Below are 13,593 nucleotides of genomic sequence, written 5' to 3'. Positions count from 1 at the left end.
TCGCCACAGGGGAACTCGCCAGTCTCTGAAAATTGTGTAGATACCCATGCCCTGATGGCGGTGGTTCAGTTGGAACATCTTCGACTGACACACTGCCATCGGGGGCAAGTCGAATCGGCGCACCGGCCCTCCCACATTTGAATGCATTCCAGTTCAGATCAGGGGCTGTAGTAACCCACCGCAACCATGAAATGCCCGCTCTTGCGGATATACGCATGCTTGTTCTCGACCTTGCCCGTCACCGGGTTCTTCCAACGGTATTTGTATTCTCCCTGGTCCTGCTCGGCCATCAGCTTGAGGATCGGCTCGCCCACCGGCTTGCCGTCGGGGTCCTTGATCTTGCTGAAATCGGTGTTGATCAGTCGCAGGTTGGTGCCATGGGCCACGTAACGCTGGGTGTTCAAGTCCACCACAAACACATAGAGGTCATCCTGCAGGAAACCGCCCTGCAATGAGTTGATGGCCTTGAGCGTGCCGGCTTCATCCTTCACCAACGCGTTCACCGCCTTGTTGCGCAGGGCCCGGGCCTGTTCCGGGGTGGCGCGCGGCAGGTAATAACCCACAGCGAGGATGCGCTGGCCGACGCGCTGGTAAAACACATGCTTGTGCTCGACCTTGCCGTCGTTCCAGTTCTGCCAGCGGTAGTCGGCCTGTTGGATACCCTGGCCTTCCGGTACCTTGAGCGCGTCCTTGAATGACTGGCGCAACTCCGGCCCGAGTACCTCGGACACATCGCGGCCGATCAGGGCGGAGGAGGGCCCGCCACTGGCCAGCAGCACGCCCTGGGTATCGACCACGAACACATAGCGGTCGTGGTCGATGAACTCGCCCTGGCGGCTGAACGCCGCAAAGGCCTTGTCACCGTTGGTCTGGTAGTAGGCCAGGGCTTTTCCCAGCAAGGCCTTGGCGGCCTGGGCGTCCTCACCCGGCGTGTCGGCGTGCACCTGGCTGAAACACAACAGCAGCAGCCAGGTGGCGCGGAGCAATCCCTTCATGTTCCGTCCCTCGTTCTTATTGATGTGACCACAGCGTAGACGGCCATGGCTCAGGGCGCCGCCAACCATTGGCTGACGATGCCGTCGTAGACGCCGGTGGCCACGCTCAGGTGCAACCACTGGTCGACATAGCTCTTCCACGCCACATCATCGCGGGGCAGCAGGAAGGCTTTTTCGCTGTACTGCATCTGCCGCTCCGGGTTGACCGCGCACAACCCGGGCTTTTGCTTCTGCTGGTAACGCGCCTCGCTGGCGTCGGTGATCATCACGTCGGCCTTGCCGGCCAGCAGTTCGTCGAAGATGGTCACGTTGTCGTGCAGGCGGATTTGCGCCTGGCCCAGATGGGCGCGAGCGAAGACTTCGTTGGTGCCGCCCGCCGGTTCGATCACGCGCACCTGGGGCTGGTTGATCTGCTCCACGGTCTGGTAACGCTTGACGTCGGCGCAACGCACCAGCGGAATCTTGCCGTCGACCCCGAGGGACTGGCTGAAGAAGGCTTTTTTCTGGCGTTCCAGGGACACCGAAATCCCGCCCACGGCAATGTCGCAGCGCTGGGCGAGGAAGTCCGGCATCAGGGTTTTCCAGGTGGTGGGCACCCACTGGATCCTGGCATTAAGGCTCTTGGCCAGGGACTCGGCCATGGCAATGTCGATGCCTTCATAGCCGCCATCGGCGCGCAACGAGGTGTAGGGCTTGTAGTCGCCGGTGGTGCAGACGCTGAGGGTGCCGCGCTCAAGCACCTGGTCAAGGCGCGAGGGGGCGGTGTCGGCCAGGGCGGAGGTGGCCAGGCTTACCAGTACGCACAGGGTTATCGTTGTTTTCATGCGATCGAGTCCTTGGGGCATGCTCGGGGGCGGTCATTATTTCCAGCAGCAAGGCCAGGTAGCAAGGGGCGTTGAATGTTTAGCCAAGTCGCAACCAAACTCCATCAACCCTGAATTTAAACACCTATGCGGGCGTGTGACGCTGGGCGCATCTCTATCATTGTGATCCACCCATGGGCGGCTCTTCCGACACTCACCCTGCGACACTGCCCTCCGAGCTCGCCTTCTGGGCCCTGTTCCACTGCCGCCACGCGCGCCCGCCAGACCCCCTTCTCCTACGCTGATTTACCCCACGGATGACGCACCCTTGTGCGCGCCTGCCTGAAACAAACGTACGAGAACCCCCCATGAGTGTTTTTGCCAGCCTGCACGAAGCCCACGCCTTCCTTGAACAGCATCCGGACATCGAGATGTTCGAGCTGTTTATCCTCGACAACAACGGCGTGCCGCGCGGCAAGTTGCTGCACCGCGACGAATTGCTGGCGGTGTATGAAAGCGGGCGGCCGCTGCCCAGCACCATCCTCGGCCTGACCATCAATGGCGACGATGTGGAAAATTCCGGGCTGGTGTGGGAAGTGGGCGATATCGACTGCCGCGCCTACCCGATCAGCGGCAGTTTGCAGCGCATGCCGTGGCGGCTGATCCCGACCGCTGCGGTGCAGGTCAGCATGCACCCCACCGAAGGCCTGCCCGCCACCGTGGCCGACCCCCGGCATTTGCTGGTCAAGGTGATCGAGGGCCTGAACGCCGACGGTTATTACCCGGTAATGGCGGCGGAGCTGGAGTTCTACCTGCTCGACCAGAAGCCCGACGGCAATGGCCGCCCGCAACCCGCACGGGACGTGGACGGCGGGCGCCCACGCGCAACCCAGGTCTACGGCCTGCGTGAGCTGGAGCAGATCGAACCGTTCCTCGCCGACCTTTACAGCGCCTGCAAACTGCAAGGCATTCCGGCGCGCACGGCGATCTCCGAATACGCCCCGGGCCAGGTGGAAATCACCCTGGAACACCGCGCCGACGCCCTGCAAGCCATGGACGAAGCGGTGCGCTACAAGCGCCTGGTCAAGGGCGTGGCGCACAAACACGGCATGGCTGCGTGCTTCATGGCCAAGCCGTTCGATGACCTGGCGGGCACCGGCATGCACATGCACGTCAGCCTGGCCGACGCCGAGGGCAACAACCTGTTCGCCAGTGAAGCCGCCGACGGCACGCCACTGCTGCGCCACGCAGTGGGGGGCATGCTCAGCACCCTGCTCGATTCACTGCTGATGTTCTGCCCCAACGCCAACTCCTATCGCCGTTTCCAAACCAACAGCTATGCGCCGCTGGCCGCCACCTGGGGCGTGGACAACCGCACCGTCAGCCTGCGGGTGCCGGGTGGTCCGGCCCATTCCCGGCATATCGAACACCGCATTTGCGGCGCCGATGCCAACCCTTACCTGGCGGCGGCCGCGATCCTGGCGGGCATCCACCGTGGCCTTCGCGAACAACGCGACCCCGGTGCCCCGGTGGAAGGCAACGGCTACGCCCAGGCCAAGGCGTTGCTGCCCACCGATTGGCTCACCACCCTGCGCGCACTGGAGGCTTCAAGCTGGGCGCGGGAGGCGTTCGGCAGCGAGTTCCTGGGCGTGTACCTGGCGGTGAAACATGCTGAATACCGCCAGTTCATGGGCGAGGTGGGCGAGCAGGACTGGCGTTGGTATCTGCATCAGGCGTGATGGTTTTTACGCTGGTGAGGGCTTCGACCTTTTTTTCACGTTGCAAGGGTTAAGCTGCGAATCAAGGTCGTTCACTACCGTTTCAGTCACATGAGCCTGCGATGTCGCCACAACCTCCTTCTTCCATCGAGATCGAATACGCCGAACGCTGTGGCCTTGAGCACGCCAGGGTCTGCGGTGACACGCGCCCGCCCGGTCTGCGCCAGCGCCTGGCGTCATGGCGCGACGAGTGGTTGGTGCGCCAGGCGCTCAAGGTCGCTGGCGAGCCGGGGCTGATCCTGGACCTGGCCTGCGGCTCGGGGCGCTTCTGGCCGGTGTTGGCCGAGCACGTCAACCGCGTGATCCTGGCCTCGGACAATTCCCAGGACATGCTCGACCACGCCCGTAGCCACCATCCGCCGTCATTGCTCAAGCGCGTCAAGACCTTTCAGGGCTCGGCATTTTCCATCGGTTTGTCGGCGAATGCGGTGGATTGCATTTTCTGCCTGGAGTTGTTTCGTCATGTGCCCAGCAGCGAAGGGCGCATGGCGTTGCTGCGCGAGTTTCACCGGGTCAGCCGCGACACGGTGATTGTCTCGGTACCCTCGCGTACCGCTGTGGAAGAGGAATTTCGCCAGGCCGGGTTCAAGGTCTTGAGTCAGCAGGAATTCATGCCGGGCTCCAGCCTGTGGCGGGTCTACGTTCTTCGTAAGAAAGGATAACTCCCACTTGTCGGACTATTCTTCATCTCCTGTCTGAGTTTTCATGGTTGCCTGTGCACTGCGGATGCTCGCTAGCCCCGTTCGCGATATATACTGCGCGCCATTCTTCAAGGGAGAGCCGTGTGGCCATCGATATTCACTGGATCTGCGACAACGATAGCCTCGGCCAGCATTGCGCCGAATGGCAGCAGTTGCCATTCGTCGCCCTCGACACCGAATTCATGCGGGTCGACACCTTTTATCCCATTGCCGGGCTGATCCAGATCGGTGATGGCGTACGCGCTTACCTGATCGATCCCCTGACCATCGACAACTGGCAACCCCTGGCCGCGTTGCTGGAGAACCCGGCGGTGATCAAGGTGGTGCACGCCTGCAGCGAAGACCTTGAGGTGTTGCTGCGCCTGACCGGCAGCCTGCCGGTGCCGTTGTTCGATACCCAATTGGCCGCCGCCTACCTGAACCTCGGCTTCTCCATGGGCTACTCGCGCCTGGTGCAAGCCGTGCTCGATATCGAGTTGCCCAAGGGCGAGACCCGTTCGGACTGGCTGCAGCGGCCATTGTCCGAGACCCAGGTGAGCTACGCCGCCGAAGACGCCGTGCACCTGGCCGAGGTCTACATTCGCCTGCGCCCGCGCTTGTCGGATGATAAATACGCCTGGGTCCTGGAAGACGGTGCCGAACTGGTTGCCAACCTGCGCCGCGAAGTCGACCCGTACGAGGTCTACCGTGACGCCAAGCTGGCGTGGAAACTCTCCCGTGCCCAGCTTGCCGTATTGCGTGAACTCTGCGCCTGGCGCGAGCAGCAGGCCCGCGCCCGCGACCTGCCGCGCAACCGCATCATTCGCGAACACTCGCTGTGGCCCCTGGCCAAGTCCCAGCCGGACAACCTCGCCGCCCTGGGCAAGATCGAAGACATGCACCCGCGTACCGTGCGCCAGGATGGCCAGTTCCTGTTGGACCTGATCAAGCGTGCCGGCAGCGTGTCCATGGACCAGTGGCCGCCGGCCGTGGCTGAACCGCTGCCGGTGGACGCCGCCACGTTGATCAAGCAACTGCGCGCCCTCGGCCAGACATTCGCCGAGCGCCTGGAGATGGCGCCGGAACTGATGCTGCGCAAGAAAACCCTCGAAGCCCTGGTTAAAAGTGGCTTCCCCGATGGGCCTTACCAATTGCCAGACTCGCTGCGTGGCTGGCGCCGCGAGTTGATGGGCCAGGCGCTGCTCGACAGCCTGGCCCCTGCCGGAGAACAGCCTTGAAACGTATTTGCTCCATCTATCGCAGCCTGAAAAAAGACGGCATGTACCTCTACGTGCTCAAAAGCGACGCCCTGGAGCGCGTGCCGGAGCCCTTGATGGCGGCGTTCGGCAAACCGCACCACGCCTTCGACATGGTGCTGACGCCGGAGCGCAAGTTGTCCCGCGAAGACATCATCGTGGTGCTGGAAAACCTCGACAAGCAGGGCTATCACCTGCAAATGCCGCCGGCCGAGGACGAGTACATCGAGCACCTGCCCGAAGAGCTGCTGCGTCGCAACGACCCGATGTGATCGGGCAGTGCCTCGCCCGGGGCACAGGTTTCAATGGAATCGTATTAGTGGGCGGTGGCCGTAGGGAAGCGGGCGGCCGTCTGCACTGTTTTTGAAAGGTTTGAACCATGCGTGTTCTGATTGCTGAACAGGATCACCCGCTCTACGCCCAATTGCTCAATGACGCGGCGCCGGACCTGGAGGTGCTCACCAGCGGCGACTCGGCCGAGCTGTCGCGCCTGGCCGCCGATTGCCCGGTATGGCTGGGCCAGCCGGACCTGTTGGCGACGCTGTTGCGCCAGGGACACCAGCCGCAGTGGCTGCAATCGACCTGGGCCGGCATTACGCCGCTGCTGGCCGAAGGCTTGCCCCGCGACTATCGCCTGACCCGCGCCGTCGGTATTTTTGGCCAGGTCATGGCCGAATTTGTCCTCACCTACATGCTGGGCCACGAGCGCGAAGTACTGGCGCGACTGGTCAGCCAGGTCGAGCGCAAGTGGGACAGCCGCACCGGCCAGAGCCTGGCGGGGCGCAAGGCGTTGATCGTGGGTACCGGTGACATCGGCCAGCGTGTCGCCGAGTTTCTCGTGCCGTTCGGCGTCAAGCTGTACGGCATCGCCAGCACTGCGCGGGAACAAGCGCCGTTTATCGAAGTGGCCGGGCTCGACCAACTGGGCCGGTTGGTGGGGGAGGTGGACTACGTGATCAACCTGCTGCCCAACACACCGAACACCCATGACCTGTACGACGCAGCGCTGTTCAAGCAGTTCAAGCCGACCGGTTTGTTCATCAACGTCGGGCGCGGTGTGGCGGTGGTGGATGCCGATCTGGTCGAGGCCCTGAAAGAAGGGCACCTGGCCGGCGCGGTGATCGACGTGTGCCGCCAGGAACCGTTGCCGCAGCGCCACCCGTTCTGGACCGCCTGGGGCCTGCTGTTGACCGGGCACAGCTCCGCGCCGACCTCGCCGCCGATGATGGTGGAGCTGTTCCTGGAAAACCTGCGCGCGTACAAGGCCAAGCAAGCCTTGCGCGGGGAAGTGGATTTCGAGCGCGGTTACTGAGGCGGCGCGGGGAGAAAGTGTGGGAGGGGGCTTGCTCCCGATAGCAGAGTGTCAGTCACTGTATCTATTGACTGAACCACCGCTATCGGGGGCAAGCCCCCTCCCACATTTTGAGATTGCGTCAGTTTCAGAGGCTGAAATCACCTTCTGACACCAGCTCGCTCAGCGGCTTGCGCGGGCTTGGCGCTTCACGGCCTTGCAGGTACTCCGGCAAGGTCGATTTGTCGCCCAGCTTGCCCACCGCAACGGCGGCATGCAGCGCATAACCCTGTGGAATCTTCAGCTCCTTGCGCGTCAGTTCCTGATCGAAGCCGGCCATGCCGTGGGTGTGCCAGCCGCTGAGGCTGGCTTGCAGCGCCAGGTGGCCCCAGGCCGAGCCGGTGTCGAAGGTGTGCCACAGTGCCGGGGTTTCTTCCGTGGCGCCGGGGGCGATGAAGTCGGTTTTCGAGGCAATGATCACCAGGGCCGACGCATGCTGTGCCCAACCACGGTTGAATTCATTCAGCAGGCCCAGGAAGCGCTCCCAGTCCGGCGTGTCACGGCGTGCGTAGAGAAAACGCCAAGGCTGCGAGTTGTAGGCCGACGGTGCCCAGCGTGCGGCTTCGAAGAAGCTCAGCAGGGTTTCCTGCGGGATGCTCTCGCCGGTAAAGGCACGGGGCGACCAGCGTTCGGTGAACTGGGTATGGATCGGGTAATCGGCAACGCGTGTCATGGGCAGCTCCTGATCGTCAATTCGGCGCTCAAAGCTACTGCGCCCCCGCTAGACTGACAAGTCTTGTCATACCGACAGTCGTAAGCGCTTGGCCCCAGGGGCCTTGGGCACTAGACTGGCGGCCTTTTCACCTACCGATACCGATGTAGAGCCATGGCCGCCAAAGTCGAACCTTTCTGGATACGCAAAACCCTTGAACACCTCGACCAGGAGGAGTGGGAGTCGTTGTGCGACGGCTGTGGCCTGTGCTGCCTGCAAAAGCTTGAGGATGAAGACGATAACAGCGTCTATTACACGCGCATCGCCTGCAAGCTGCTGGACCTGAAAACCTGCCAGTGCACCGACTACCCCAACCGCCGTGCCTCGGTACCCGACTGCATCCAGCTCACCCCGGGCCAGGCCGACCAGTTCAAATGGCTGCCGCCCACCTGCGGCTACCGCCTGGTCAGCGAGCGCAAGGACCTGCCGTTGTGGCACCACCTGGTCTGCGGCGACCGCGATGCCGTGCACCACGAACGCATTTCCCAGTCCGGGCGCATGCTCTGCGAAGGCAGCGTGCCCGAGGACGACTGGGAGGATTACCTGATCTTCCGCGCGGGCTGAACAAGGAGTGTGTATGAGGGCGGGAACCAAGCTGGCGGCAAGCCTGGTGTTGCTGGCGTTGAGCATGCCTGCGTGGTGCGCGAAGAAAGTCGACCTGGATTATCACGTCAAGCTGCTGCCCCAGGACGATCAGGCCGAGGTGCGGGTGAGCCTGTCCCAGGGTTCGGCGGTGCGCAGCCTGAACTTCGACCTGGGCCGCGCCGGCGACTACAGCGACTTCAAGGCCGATGGCCAGTGGAGTGTCAATGACCACCGTGGCCTGTGGCAACCCAGCGCCAACAAGGCCAGCCTGACCTATCGGGTGCGCCTGAGCCACGCGCGCAAACCGGGTATTTACGAAGCTCGGATGACTCCGAGCTGGGCGCTGTTTCGCGGCGAAGACCTGGTGCCGCCCGCACGCCTCGACCAGCAGGACGGCGTCGAACTGGTCTCGCGCCTGGTGTTCGAACTGCCGGCCGGCTGGAAAAGCATCGAAACCGCCTGGCCGCGCATCGGCAAGAACAAGTTCCGCATCGACAACGTCTCGCGCCTGTTTGACCGGCCCACCGGCTGGATGCTCGCCGGCACCCTGGGCAGCCGCCGCGTGCGCCTGGGCGAGACCGAAGTGACCATCGCCTCGCCCAAGGGCCAAGCCATGCGGCGGATGGATGTGCTGACACTGCTGACCTTTGTCTGGCCGCAGGTGGAAGCGGCGTTCCCACGTCATCCGGCCAAGCTGCTGGTGGTGGGCGCCAGCGATCCGATGCGCCGTGGTGCGGTCTCGTCGCGCGACTCGATCTACCTCAACAGCCGCACGCCGCTGGTCAGCGAGAACGGCAGCAGCCCGTTGATCCGTGAAGTGGTGCAGGCGATTGGCCGCTTCAACGACCACGACACCAGCGACTGGATCAGCGAGGGGCTGGCGGAGTACTACGCCATTGAACTGGTGCGCCGTGCCGGCGGGGTGACCGATGAGCGCTATCAGGCGATACAGGCGCGCTTGGCCAGGGACGGCAAGGACGTGACCAGCCTGCGCGGCGACCACGTCAGCGGTGCGACGGTGTCACGGGCGGTGGTGGTGTTGCAGGAGCTGGATCGCGAGATCCGCGTAAAGACTCACAACAAGCGCTCCCTGGATGATCTCGCGCAGGCGGTGATGCGCGCCAACAGCATCACCACCGCCGAGTTTGTGCAGTTGGCCGAGAGCATCATTGGGGAATCGTCGGTGGTACTGGACAGCAAGCTGCTGCGCTGAGCCCTCGCCATACACAAAACAAAAGGTGGGAGGGGGCAAGCTCTAATGCCATGTAGGAGCGAGCTTGCTCGCGAAAAACGTCAACGATAACGCGTGCTTCCTGAATGAACGCGGCGCCTGTGAGTTTTTCGCGAGCAAGCTCGCTCCTACATGATGGCATTAGGACTTGCCCCCTCCCACATTTGAATCTAACCCGTGGTCTTAACGGCCTTCTCAGCCGCCACTTCCGCCTTGGTCTTCAGGTTTTTCAGCTCTGCACCGGCACGCTCGATCTTCGTGCGTACGCTGTTCATTTCCTGGCGGCCCTGTTCCAGCTTGTCTTTAAGCGCACTGTGCCCGGTAAACCCGCGCGCCAGTGCCACGCCGCCGATCGCCACCTGAATCAGGCCGAAAATCCCGCCACGGCGCAGGCCTTTGCCCACCATCATCACGCCACCGGCCACTGAGCCGATACGTTCCCAGCCGTGCACGTTCTGGGTGGGCTGATTCTGGAAGGGGGTGTGTTCGATGATAGGTCGCAAGGTTGTGCTGTCGCTCATGATCTGTCTCCAACAAGGTCAAGTGTATGCAGCTGACTGCGCGCAGGCGCCGGATGTTCCCAAAAGATCAGTACTTGGGGCCCGAACGGGTGTTATTGCCCTTGGCCATGCGGTCGTAGAGCACCACGTTGACGGTGGCGGCCAGGTTCATGCAGCCGGTGGTGGGGATGTACACGACGTCTTCGCACCAGTCGCGGATGTCTTTATCCAGCGACCCGTCTTCAGGGCCGAAGATATACAGCGCGCGGTCGGGGTGAGTGTATTCGGGCAGCGGGCGGGCACCGTCCACCAGCTCCACGGCGACCGGGATGCAGCCCAGGGGCAGGATCTTCTTCAGGTCATCGATGCCGATCAGCGGAATATCGTGGTGGACCTTCTTGGTGTCGGTGATGAAGTCCCGGGCGCGCTCGTAGCGCACGCCGGTGTAGAACACCGAGGCCACGCCGTAGCAGCCGGCGGCACGCATGACCGAGCCAACGTTTTCGGGGGATTTGGGGTTATACAGACCGATGCAGCTGTAGCGTTTATTGGCCACGGGGAAGGGTGCCTTGGAGAAAAGCGGCGATTATACGGCCTCAAGGCGGTGTATTGCTTGGGCTAACGCTATCGGGAGCAAGCCCCCTCCCACATTTGAAAGTGTTCACAACTCAAAATGTGGGAGGGGGCTTGCTCCCGATGAGGCCAGGACAGGCGACGACACTCTTCAGTCGTCTTTCTTCATCAACCCCGCCAACGCCGCAAACGGGTTATGCGTGGCCTTGGCGATCGTCGGGCTGCTGGTGGAGCCTTCGCCGAAGTACTGCTGGTCGGTGTAGCGCGAGTGTTCGTTGTCGTGGCAGTACAGGCACAGCAACTCCCAGTTCGAGCCGTCCTGGGGATTGTCATCATGATTGTGGTTACGGTGGTGTACGGTGAGTTCGCTCAAGCGCTTGCCGGCGAACTCACGGGCGCAGCGGCCGCACACGTGGGGGTACATCTTCAGGGCTTTGTCGCGGTAGCCCATTTCCCGGTCGCGCTGGGCATCGGCAAGGATGCGGTCCAGCTTGGCGGTGTGGGAGGGCGGGTTGGTCGAGCTCATCATGGCTCCTGGCTGTTTGGTGGTCACGGATAGCGTTGATTCTAGCCGCTTGCGCCGCAAATGACCGCTGGGATCGATTTACTTTACTCATAAGGATCTGAAAAACATGCGTCTGCTTTCATGGACTGTTGCACTGCTGCTGTGTGTCGTTACCCTTCAGGCCCAGGCGTTCTCGACGCCCAAGCCCGGGCAGGTGATCGAGGTTGCCCTTGAACAGTTGCATCCGACCCAGGCGGTGGTGGGCTTCGACCAGATCTACTACAGCCTGGGCCTGTTCGCCGACAAACCCGCCAAGGTCTTCGATGAATACTGCGAAACCAACGGCCAGGGTGAGGCCGGCAAGGTGCCCGACAAGGCTGACCTGCACCAGCCCGACAGCTTCACCTGCAAGGACCCGGTGGGCACCCATCCCGAGGACATGAAAACCGTGGTGGTCGGCCCTGCCGGCCAGCTGTACCTGACCGACGGTCACCACAGTTTCACCACCTTGTGGGAAGTGCCCGGCGGCGGCCCGCGCTTGAAGATGTGGGTCAAGGTCACCGACGACTTCAGCAACAGCCCGAACATGGCGAGCTTCTGGCAGCGCATGGAAGCGGCCCGCAAGGTCTGGCTCAAGGACAACCAGGGCCAGGCCCTGCCGCCGGAACAACTGCCGGCACACCTGGGCTTCAAGAACCTGCAGGACGACACCTTCCGCAGCCTGGTGTACTTCACCCGCAAGGCCGCCTATGGCAAGCCGAATGACGGGCAGATCGCCCCGGAGTTCCTGGAGTTCTATTGGGGTAACTGGCTGCGCACGCAGATTGATCTGGGCCAGTACAACCTGAACAAGAAAGGCGGCTACAAGGATGCTATCGAAGCGGTCGCCAAGCGCATGGTCAGCCTGGCGCCGGGCTCACAGGTGGGTGACAGCGGTTTTACCGCCCATCAACTGGGCGGCATGACCCGGCTGGACCGCGATGAGCTGGAGAAGACCTTCGACAAAAAAGTGCCGTACGTGATCGACTACCGCAAATCCCACAACTGACAGGGATCAACATGTGGGAGGGGCGTCTTGGGAAGCGTGCTCAGCCCTTGAGCTTCTCCGCTATCCAGATGGTATGCCGGGTGCCCTTGTTGCCATGGGCAAACACCTGCACTTCCTCGGCTTTGAAACCGGCCTTGCGCAGTTTGTCGCTGAACAGTTTGTCGGCGCTGGCGGACCACACCGCCAGCACGCCCTTGGGCCGCAAGGCCTTGGCGCAGGCAGCCAGGCCACCGGCGGAATAGAGCCAGCTGTTGGCCTTCTGCGTCAGGCCTTCGGGGCCGTTGTCGACGTCGAGCATGATCGCGTCAAAGCCCTGGGGCTCGGCCTGCAGCACCTTGGCCACGTCTTCCATGCGGATCACCGTGCGCGGGTCCAGCAGTGGGCGGCCGGACTTTTCCCCCAGTGGCCCCCGGTTCCATTCCACGACACCGGGCACCAGTTCCGCCACCACCACTTCGGCGCTCTTGCCCAGGTGCTTGAGCGCCGACGCCAGGGTAAAGCCCATGCCCAACCCACCGATCAATACCCGTGAGCCCGGGCGCCCCGCGACCTTGCGGCAAGGGATTTGCGCCAGCGCGTCTTCGGAGCCGTGCATGCGCGTGTTCATCAACTGGCCGCCGTCACCGCCCTGGATCTTGATGACAAAGTCTTCACCGTATTCGAACAGGCACAAGGCACCGCCGTTGTCGGGGATCGGGGTGGTGTCCAGCAGAACGAAACGTTTCATGGAAATCTCATTGGGAAGGGCATTCTTGCGCGGTTGGGAGTAGCCTTACGACATTCCGGTCAGGCCATGGAGCCATCGATGAAGTGCAGCATTCTAACGGTCATTGTGTTGAGCGCGCTCGCATTGGGTGCGGCGCAGGCTCAGGAGTTGCAAACCGTACCGGTGGCGCCGGCACCTAGCCCCGGCGCACCGGGCACGCCAACGCCGACGCTGTACCCGCAGATCACCCCGCCGGCCGTGCCGAAGACGAACGGTTCACCGCCGTTGGTGCCCATCGTATTGCCGACGCCGCCGAAGGACCAGACGGTGCCTGGCCTGCAGCAGAACGACAGCAAGCCGAAGACGCCCGGCGGTTAAAACTGTTGGGAGAGTAATTGCCCATCGGCCATGCGCAGGCGCTTGGACAACGCGATGGCGATTGCGCGGATGATCTTCGCCGCCACACGCGGCGTTTCATTGAGCATCTTTTCCAGGGCGTCCTTGCCCAGGTTCAACAACACGCAGTCGCTGGCGGCCACGCAACTGGCGGAGCGCCGCTCGCCGTCAAGCACGGCCATCTCCCCAAAGGCCCGGCCGCTGCGCAGGGTGGCAATGGTCAGGCGCTGGCCGGTGTGGTTGGTTTTCTGCACCGCCACCTGGCCGCTGTGGATGATGCACATGAAGGTGCCGGCATCGCCCTCGAGGAAAATCACCTCGCCCTCGGCAATGCTGCTGATATTGAAGTAGCCGGCGGCGACGTAAAAGTCTTCCGGCAACAACGGGTCGAACAGGCCGCAGTCCATGAGCATGTCGCGGATTTCGGTATTCATTAAAGTCGGGAGTGCCATGGCTGCAATCTTGGTCCATCAA

General features: G+C 62.7%; 17 protein-coding genes. 9 read left to right on the top strand and 8 right to left on the bottom strand.

Going from position 1 to position 13,593, the window contains the following annotated elements; all coding sequences use genetic code 11:
• Positions 1–158: 158 nt before the first annotated feature.
• Both BFQ01_RS30340 and BFQ01_RS30335 read right to left on the bottom strand, forming a co-directional pair.
• Positions 159–995 (bottom strand): cache domain-containing protein, encoded by an 837-nt coding sequence (locus BFQ01_RS30340; protein WP_065928187.1) that lies wholly within the window; start codon positions 993–995, stop codon positions 159–161.
• Positions 996–1,045: 50 nt separating this feature from the next.
• Complete coding sequence (locus BFQ01_RS30335; RefSeq protein WP_065928186.1) at positions 1,046–1,819, bottom strand: transporter substrate-binding domain-containing protein; 774 nt, start codon at positions 1,817–1,819, stop codon at positions 1,046–1,048.
• Between the two features lie 347 nt (positions 1,820–2,166).
• Between BFQ01_RS30335 and BFQ01_RS30330 the strand changes: the two genes are divergently transcribed.
• The 5 genes from BFQ01_RS30330 (at position 2,167) to BFQ01_RS30310 (ending at position 6,824) form a co-directional block, all read left to right on the top strand.
• Positions 2,167–3,537: a glutamine synthetase family protein gene (locus BFQ01_RS30330; protein ID WP_065928185.1), complete on the top strand. Its 1,371-nt coding sequence runs from the start codon at positions 2,167–2,169 to the stop codon at positions 3,535–3,537.
• A gap of 101 nt (positions 3,538–3,638) precedes the next feature.
• A complete protein-coding gene (locus BFQ01_RS30325; RefSeq protein ID WP_027604278.1) occupies positions 3,639–4,238 on the top strand; it encodes a class I SAM-dependent methyltransferase in 600 nt (199 codons plus the stop codon).
• A 122-nt stretch (positions 4,239–4,360) separates the two neighbouring features.
• On the top strand, positions 4,361–5,494 hold the full coding sequence (rnd, locus tag BFQ01_RS30320; protein WP_065928184.1) for a ribonuclease D: 1,134 nt from the start codon (positions 4,361–4,363) through the stop codon (positions 5,492–5,494).
• A complete protein-coding gene (locus BFQ01_RS30315; protein WP_027604276.1) occupies positions 5,491–5,784 on the top strand; it encodes a YcgL domain-containing protein in 294 nt (97 codons plus the stop codon). The genes rnd and BFQ01_RS30315 overlap by 4 nt, the downstream gene beginning before the upstream one ends.
• 107 nt (positions 5,785–5,891) lie before the next feature.
• Positions 5,892–6,824, top strand: a complete 933-nt coding sequence (locus BFQ01_RS30310; protein WP_027604275.1) for a D-2-hydroxyacid dehydrogenase — start codon at positions 5,892–5,894, stop codon at positions 6,822–6,824.
• Positions 6,825–6,951: 127 nt separating this feature from the next.
• On the opposite strand, the gene BFQ01_RS30305 is transcribed toward BFQ01_RS30310, so the two are convergent.
• Positions 6,952–7,536, bottom strand: a complete 585-nt coding sequence (locus BFQ01_RS30305) for a nitroreductase family protein (RefSeq protein ID WP_027604274.1) — start codon at positions 7,534–7,536, stop codon at positions 6,952–6,954.
• 153 nt (positions 7,537–7,689) lie between these two features.
• On the opposite strand from BFQ01_RS30305, the gene BFQ01_RS30300 reads away from it, so the two are divergent.
• On the top strand, positions 7,690–8,139 hold the full coding sequence (locus tag BFQ01_RS30300; RefSeq protein WP_065928183.1) for a YcgN family cysteine cluster protein: 450 nt from the start codon (positions 7,690–7,692) through the stop codon (positions 8,137–8,139).
• Between the two features lie 13 nt (positions 8,140–8,152).
• Positions 8,153–9,373, top strand: coding sequence for a hypothetical protein (locus BFQ01_RS30295; RefSeq protein ID WP_065928182.1), 1,221 nt, complete (start codon positions 8,153–8,155; stop codon positions 9,371–9,373).
• A gap of 188 nt (positions 9,374–9,561) precedes the next feature.
• Here BFQ01_RS30295 and BFQ01_RS30290 read toward each other — a convergent pair whose 3' ends face one another.
• From BFQ01_RS30290 to BFQ01_RS30280, 3 genes are all read right to left on the bottom strand, one after another.
• Positions 9,562–9,912: a YgaP family membrane protein gene (locus BFQ01_RS30290; RefSeq protein WP_027604272.1), complete on the bottom strand. Its 351-nt coding sequence runs from the start codon at positions 9,910–9,912 to the stop codon at positions 9,562–9,564.
• 67 nt (positions 9,913–9,979) lie between these two features.
• A complete protein-coding gene (locus BFQ01_RS30285) occupies positions 9,980–10,447 on the bottom strand; it encodes an RNA methyltransferase (RefSeq protein WP_065928181.1) in 468 nt (155 codons plus the stop codon).
• A 168-nt stretch (positions 10,448–10,615) separates the two neighbouring features.
• Complete coding sequence (locus BFQ01_RS30280) at positions 10,616–10,990, bottom strand: YajD family HNH nuclease (protein WP_003210675.1); 375 nt, start codon at positions 10,988–10,990, stop codon at positions 10,616–10,618.
• Between the two features lie 106 nt (positions 10,991–11,096).
• Between BFQ01_RS30280 and BFQ01_RS30275 the strand changes: the two genes are divergently transcribed.
• Complete coding sequence (locus tag BFQ01_RS30275; protein WP_065928180.1) at positions 11,097–12,017, top strand: ParB/Srx family N-terminal domain-containing protein; 921 nt, start codon at positions 11,097–11,099, stop codon at positions 12,015–12,017.
• 40 nt (positions 12,018–12,057) lie between these two features.
• Here BFQ01_RS30275 and BFQ01_RS30270 read toward each other — a convergent pair whose 3' ends face one another.
• Entirely contained in the window at positions 12,058–12,744 is a 687-nt protein-coding gene (locus BFQ01_RS30270; RefSeq protein ID WP_065928179.1) for a spermidine synthase, read from the bottom strand.
• 78 nt (positions 12,745–12,822) lie between these two features.
• Between BFQ01_RS30270 and BFQ01_RS30265 the strand changes: the two genes are divergently transcribed.
• Entirely contained in the window at positions 12,823–13,101 is a 279-nt protein-coding gene (locus tag BFQ01_RS30265) for a hypothetical protein (protein WP_027604268.1), read from the top strand.
• On the opposite strand, the gene BFQ01_RS30260 is transcribed toward BFQ01_RS30265, so the two are convergent.
• On the bottom strand, positions 13,098–13,571 hold the full coding sequence (locus BFQ01_RS30260; RefSeq protein WP_027604267.1) for a cyclic nucleotide-binding domain-containing protein: 474 nt from the start codon (positions 13,569–13,571) through the stop codon (positions 13,098–13,100). The genes BFQ01_RS30265 and BFQ01_RS30260 overlap by 4 nt on opposite strands.
• Between the last annotated feature and the right edge of the window lie 22 nt (positions 13,572–13,593).

The organism is Pseudomonas sp. 8 R 14 (genome assembly GCF_900005955.1).
Taxonomy (GTDB): domain Bacteria; phylum Pseudomonadota; class Gammaproteobacteria; order Pseudomonadales; family Pseudomonadaceae; genus Aquipseudomonas; species Aquipseudomonas marginalis.
Note: the sequence above shows the minus strand (reverse complement) of the source record. Positions and strands in the feature narration are given on the sequence as shown.

Coding starts and splice junctions, on each gene's coding strand:
- BFQ01_RS30340 (WP_065928187.1), bottom strand. CDS start 995: ATGAAGGGATTGCTCCGCGCCACCTGGCTGCTGCTGTTGTGTTTCAGC.
- BFQ01_RS30335 (WP_065928186.1), bottom strand. CDS start 1,819: ATGAAAACAACGATAACCCTGTGCGTACTGGTAAGCCTGGCCACCTCC.
- BFQ01_RS30330 (WP_065928185.1), top strand. CDS start 2,167: ATGAGTGTTTTTGCCAGCCTGCACGAAGCCCACGCCTTCCTTGAACAG.
- BFQ01_RS30325 (WP_027604278.1), top strand. CDS start 3,639: ATGTCGCCACAACCTCCTTCTTCCATCGAGATCGAATACGCCGAACGC.
- BFQ01_RS30310 (WP_027604275.1), top strand. CDS start 5,892: ATGCGTGTTCTGATTGCTGAACAGGATCACCCGCTCTACGCCCAATTG.
- BFQ01_RS30305 (WP_027604274.1), bottom strand. CDS start 7,536: ATGACACGCGTTGCCGATTACCCGATCCATACCCAGTTCACCGAACGC.
- BFQ01_RS30300 (WP_065928183.1), top strand. CDS start 7,690: ATGGCCGCCAAAGTCGAACCTTTCTGGATACGCAAAACCCTTGAACAC.
- BFQ01_RS30295 (WP_065928182.1), top strand. CDS start 8,153: ATGAGGGCGGGAACCAAGCTGGCGGCAAGCCTGGTGTTGCTGGCGTTG.
- BFQ01_RS30290 (WP_027604272.1), bottom strand. CDS start 9,912: ATGAGCGACAGCACAACCTTGCGACCTATCATCGAACACACCCCCTTC.
- BFQ01_RS30280 (WP_003210675.1), bottom strand. CDS start 10,990: ATGAGCTCGACCAACCCGCCCTCCCACACCGCCAAGCTGGACCGCATC.
- BFQ01_RS30275 (WP_065928180.1), top strand. CDS start 11,097: ATGCGTCTGCTTTCATGGACTGTTGCACTGCTGCTGTGTGTCGTTACC.
- BFQ01_RS30270 (WP_065928179.1), bottom strand. CDS start 12,744: ATGAAACGTTTCGTTCTGCTGGACACCACCCCGATCCCCGACAACGGC.
- BFQ01_RS30265 (WP_027604268.1), top strand. CDS start 12,823: ATGAAGTGCAGCATTCTAACGGTCATTGTGTTGAGCGCGCTCGCATTG.
- BFQ01_RS30260 (WP_027604267.1), bottom strand. CDS start 13,571: ATGGCACTCCCGACTTTAATGAATACCGAAATCCGCGACATGCTCATG.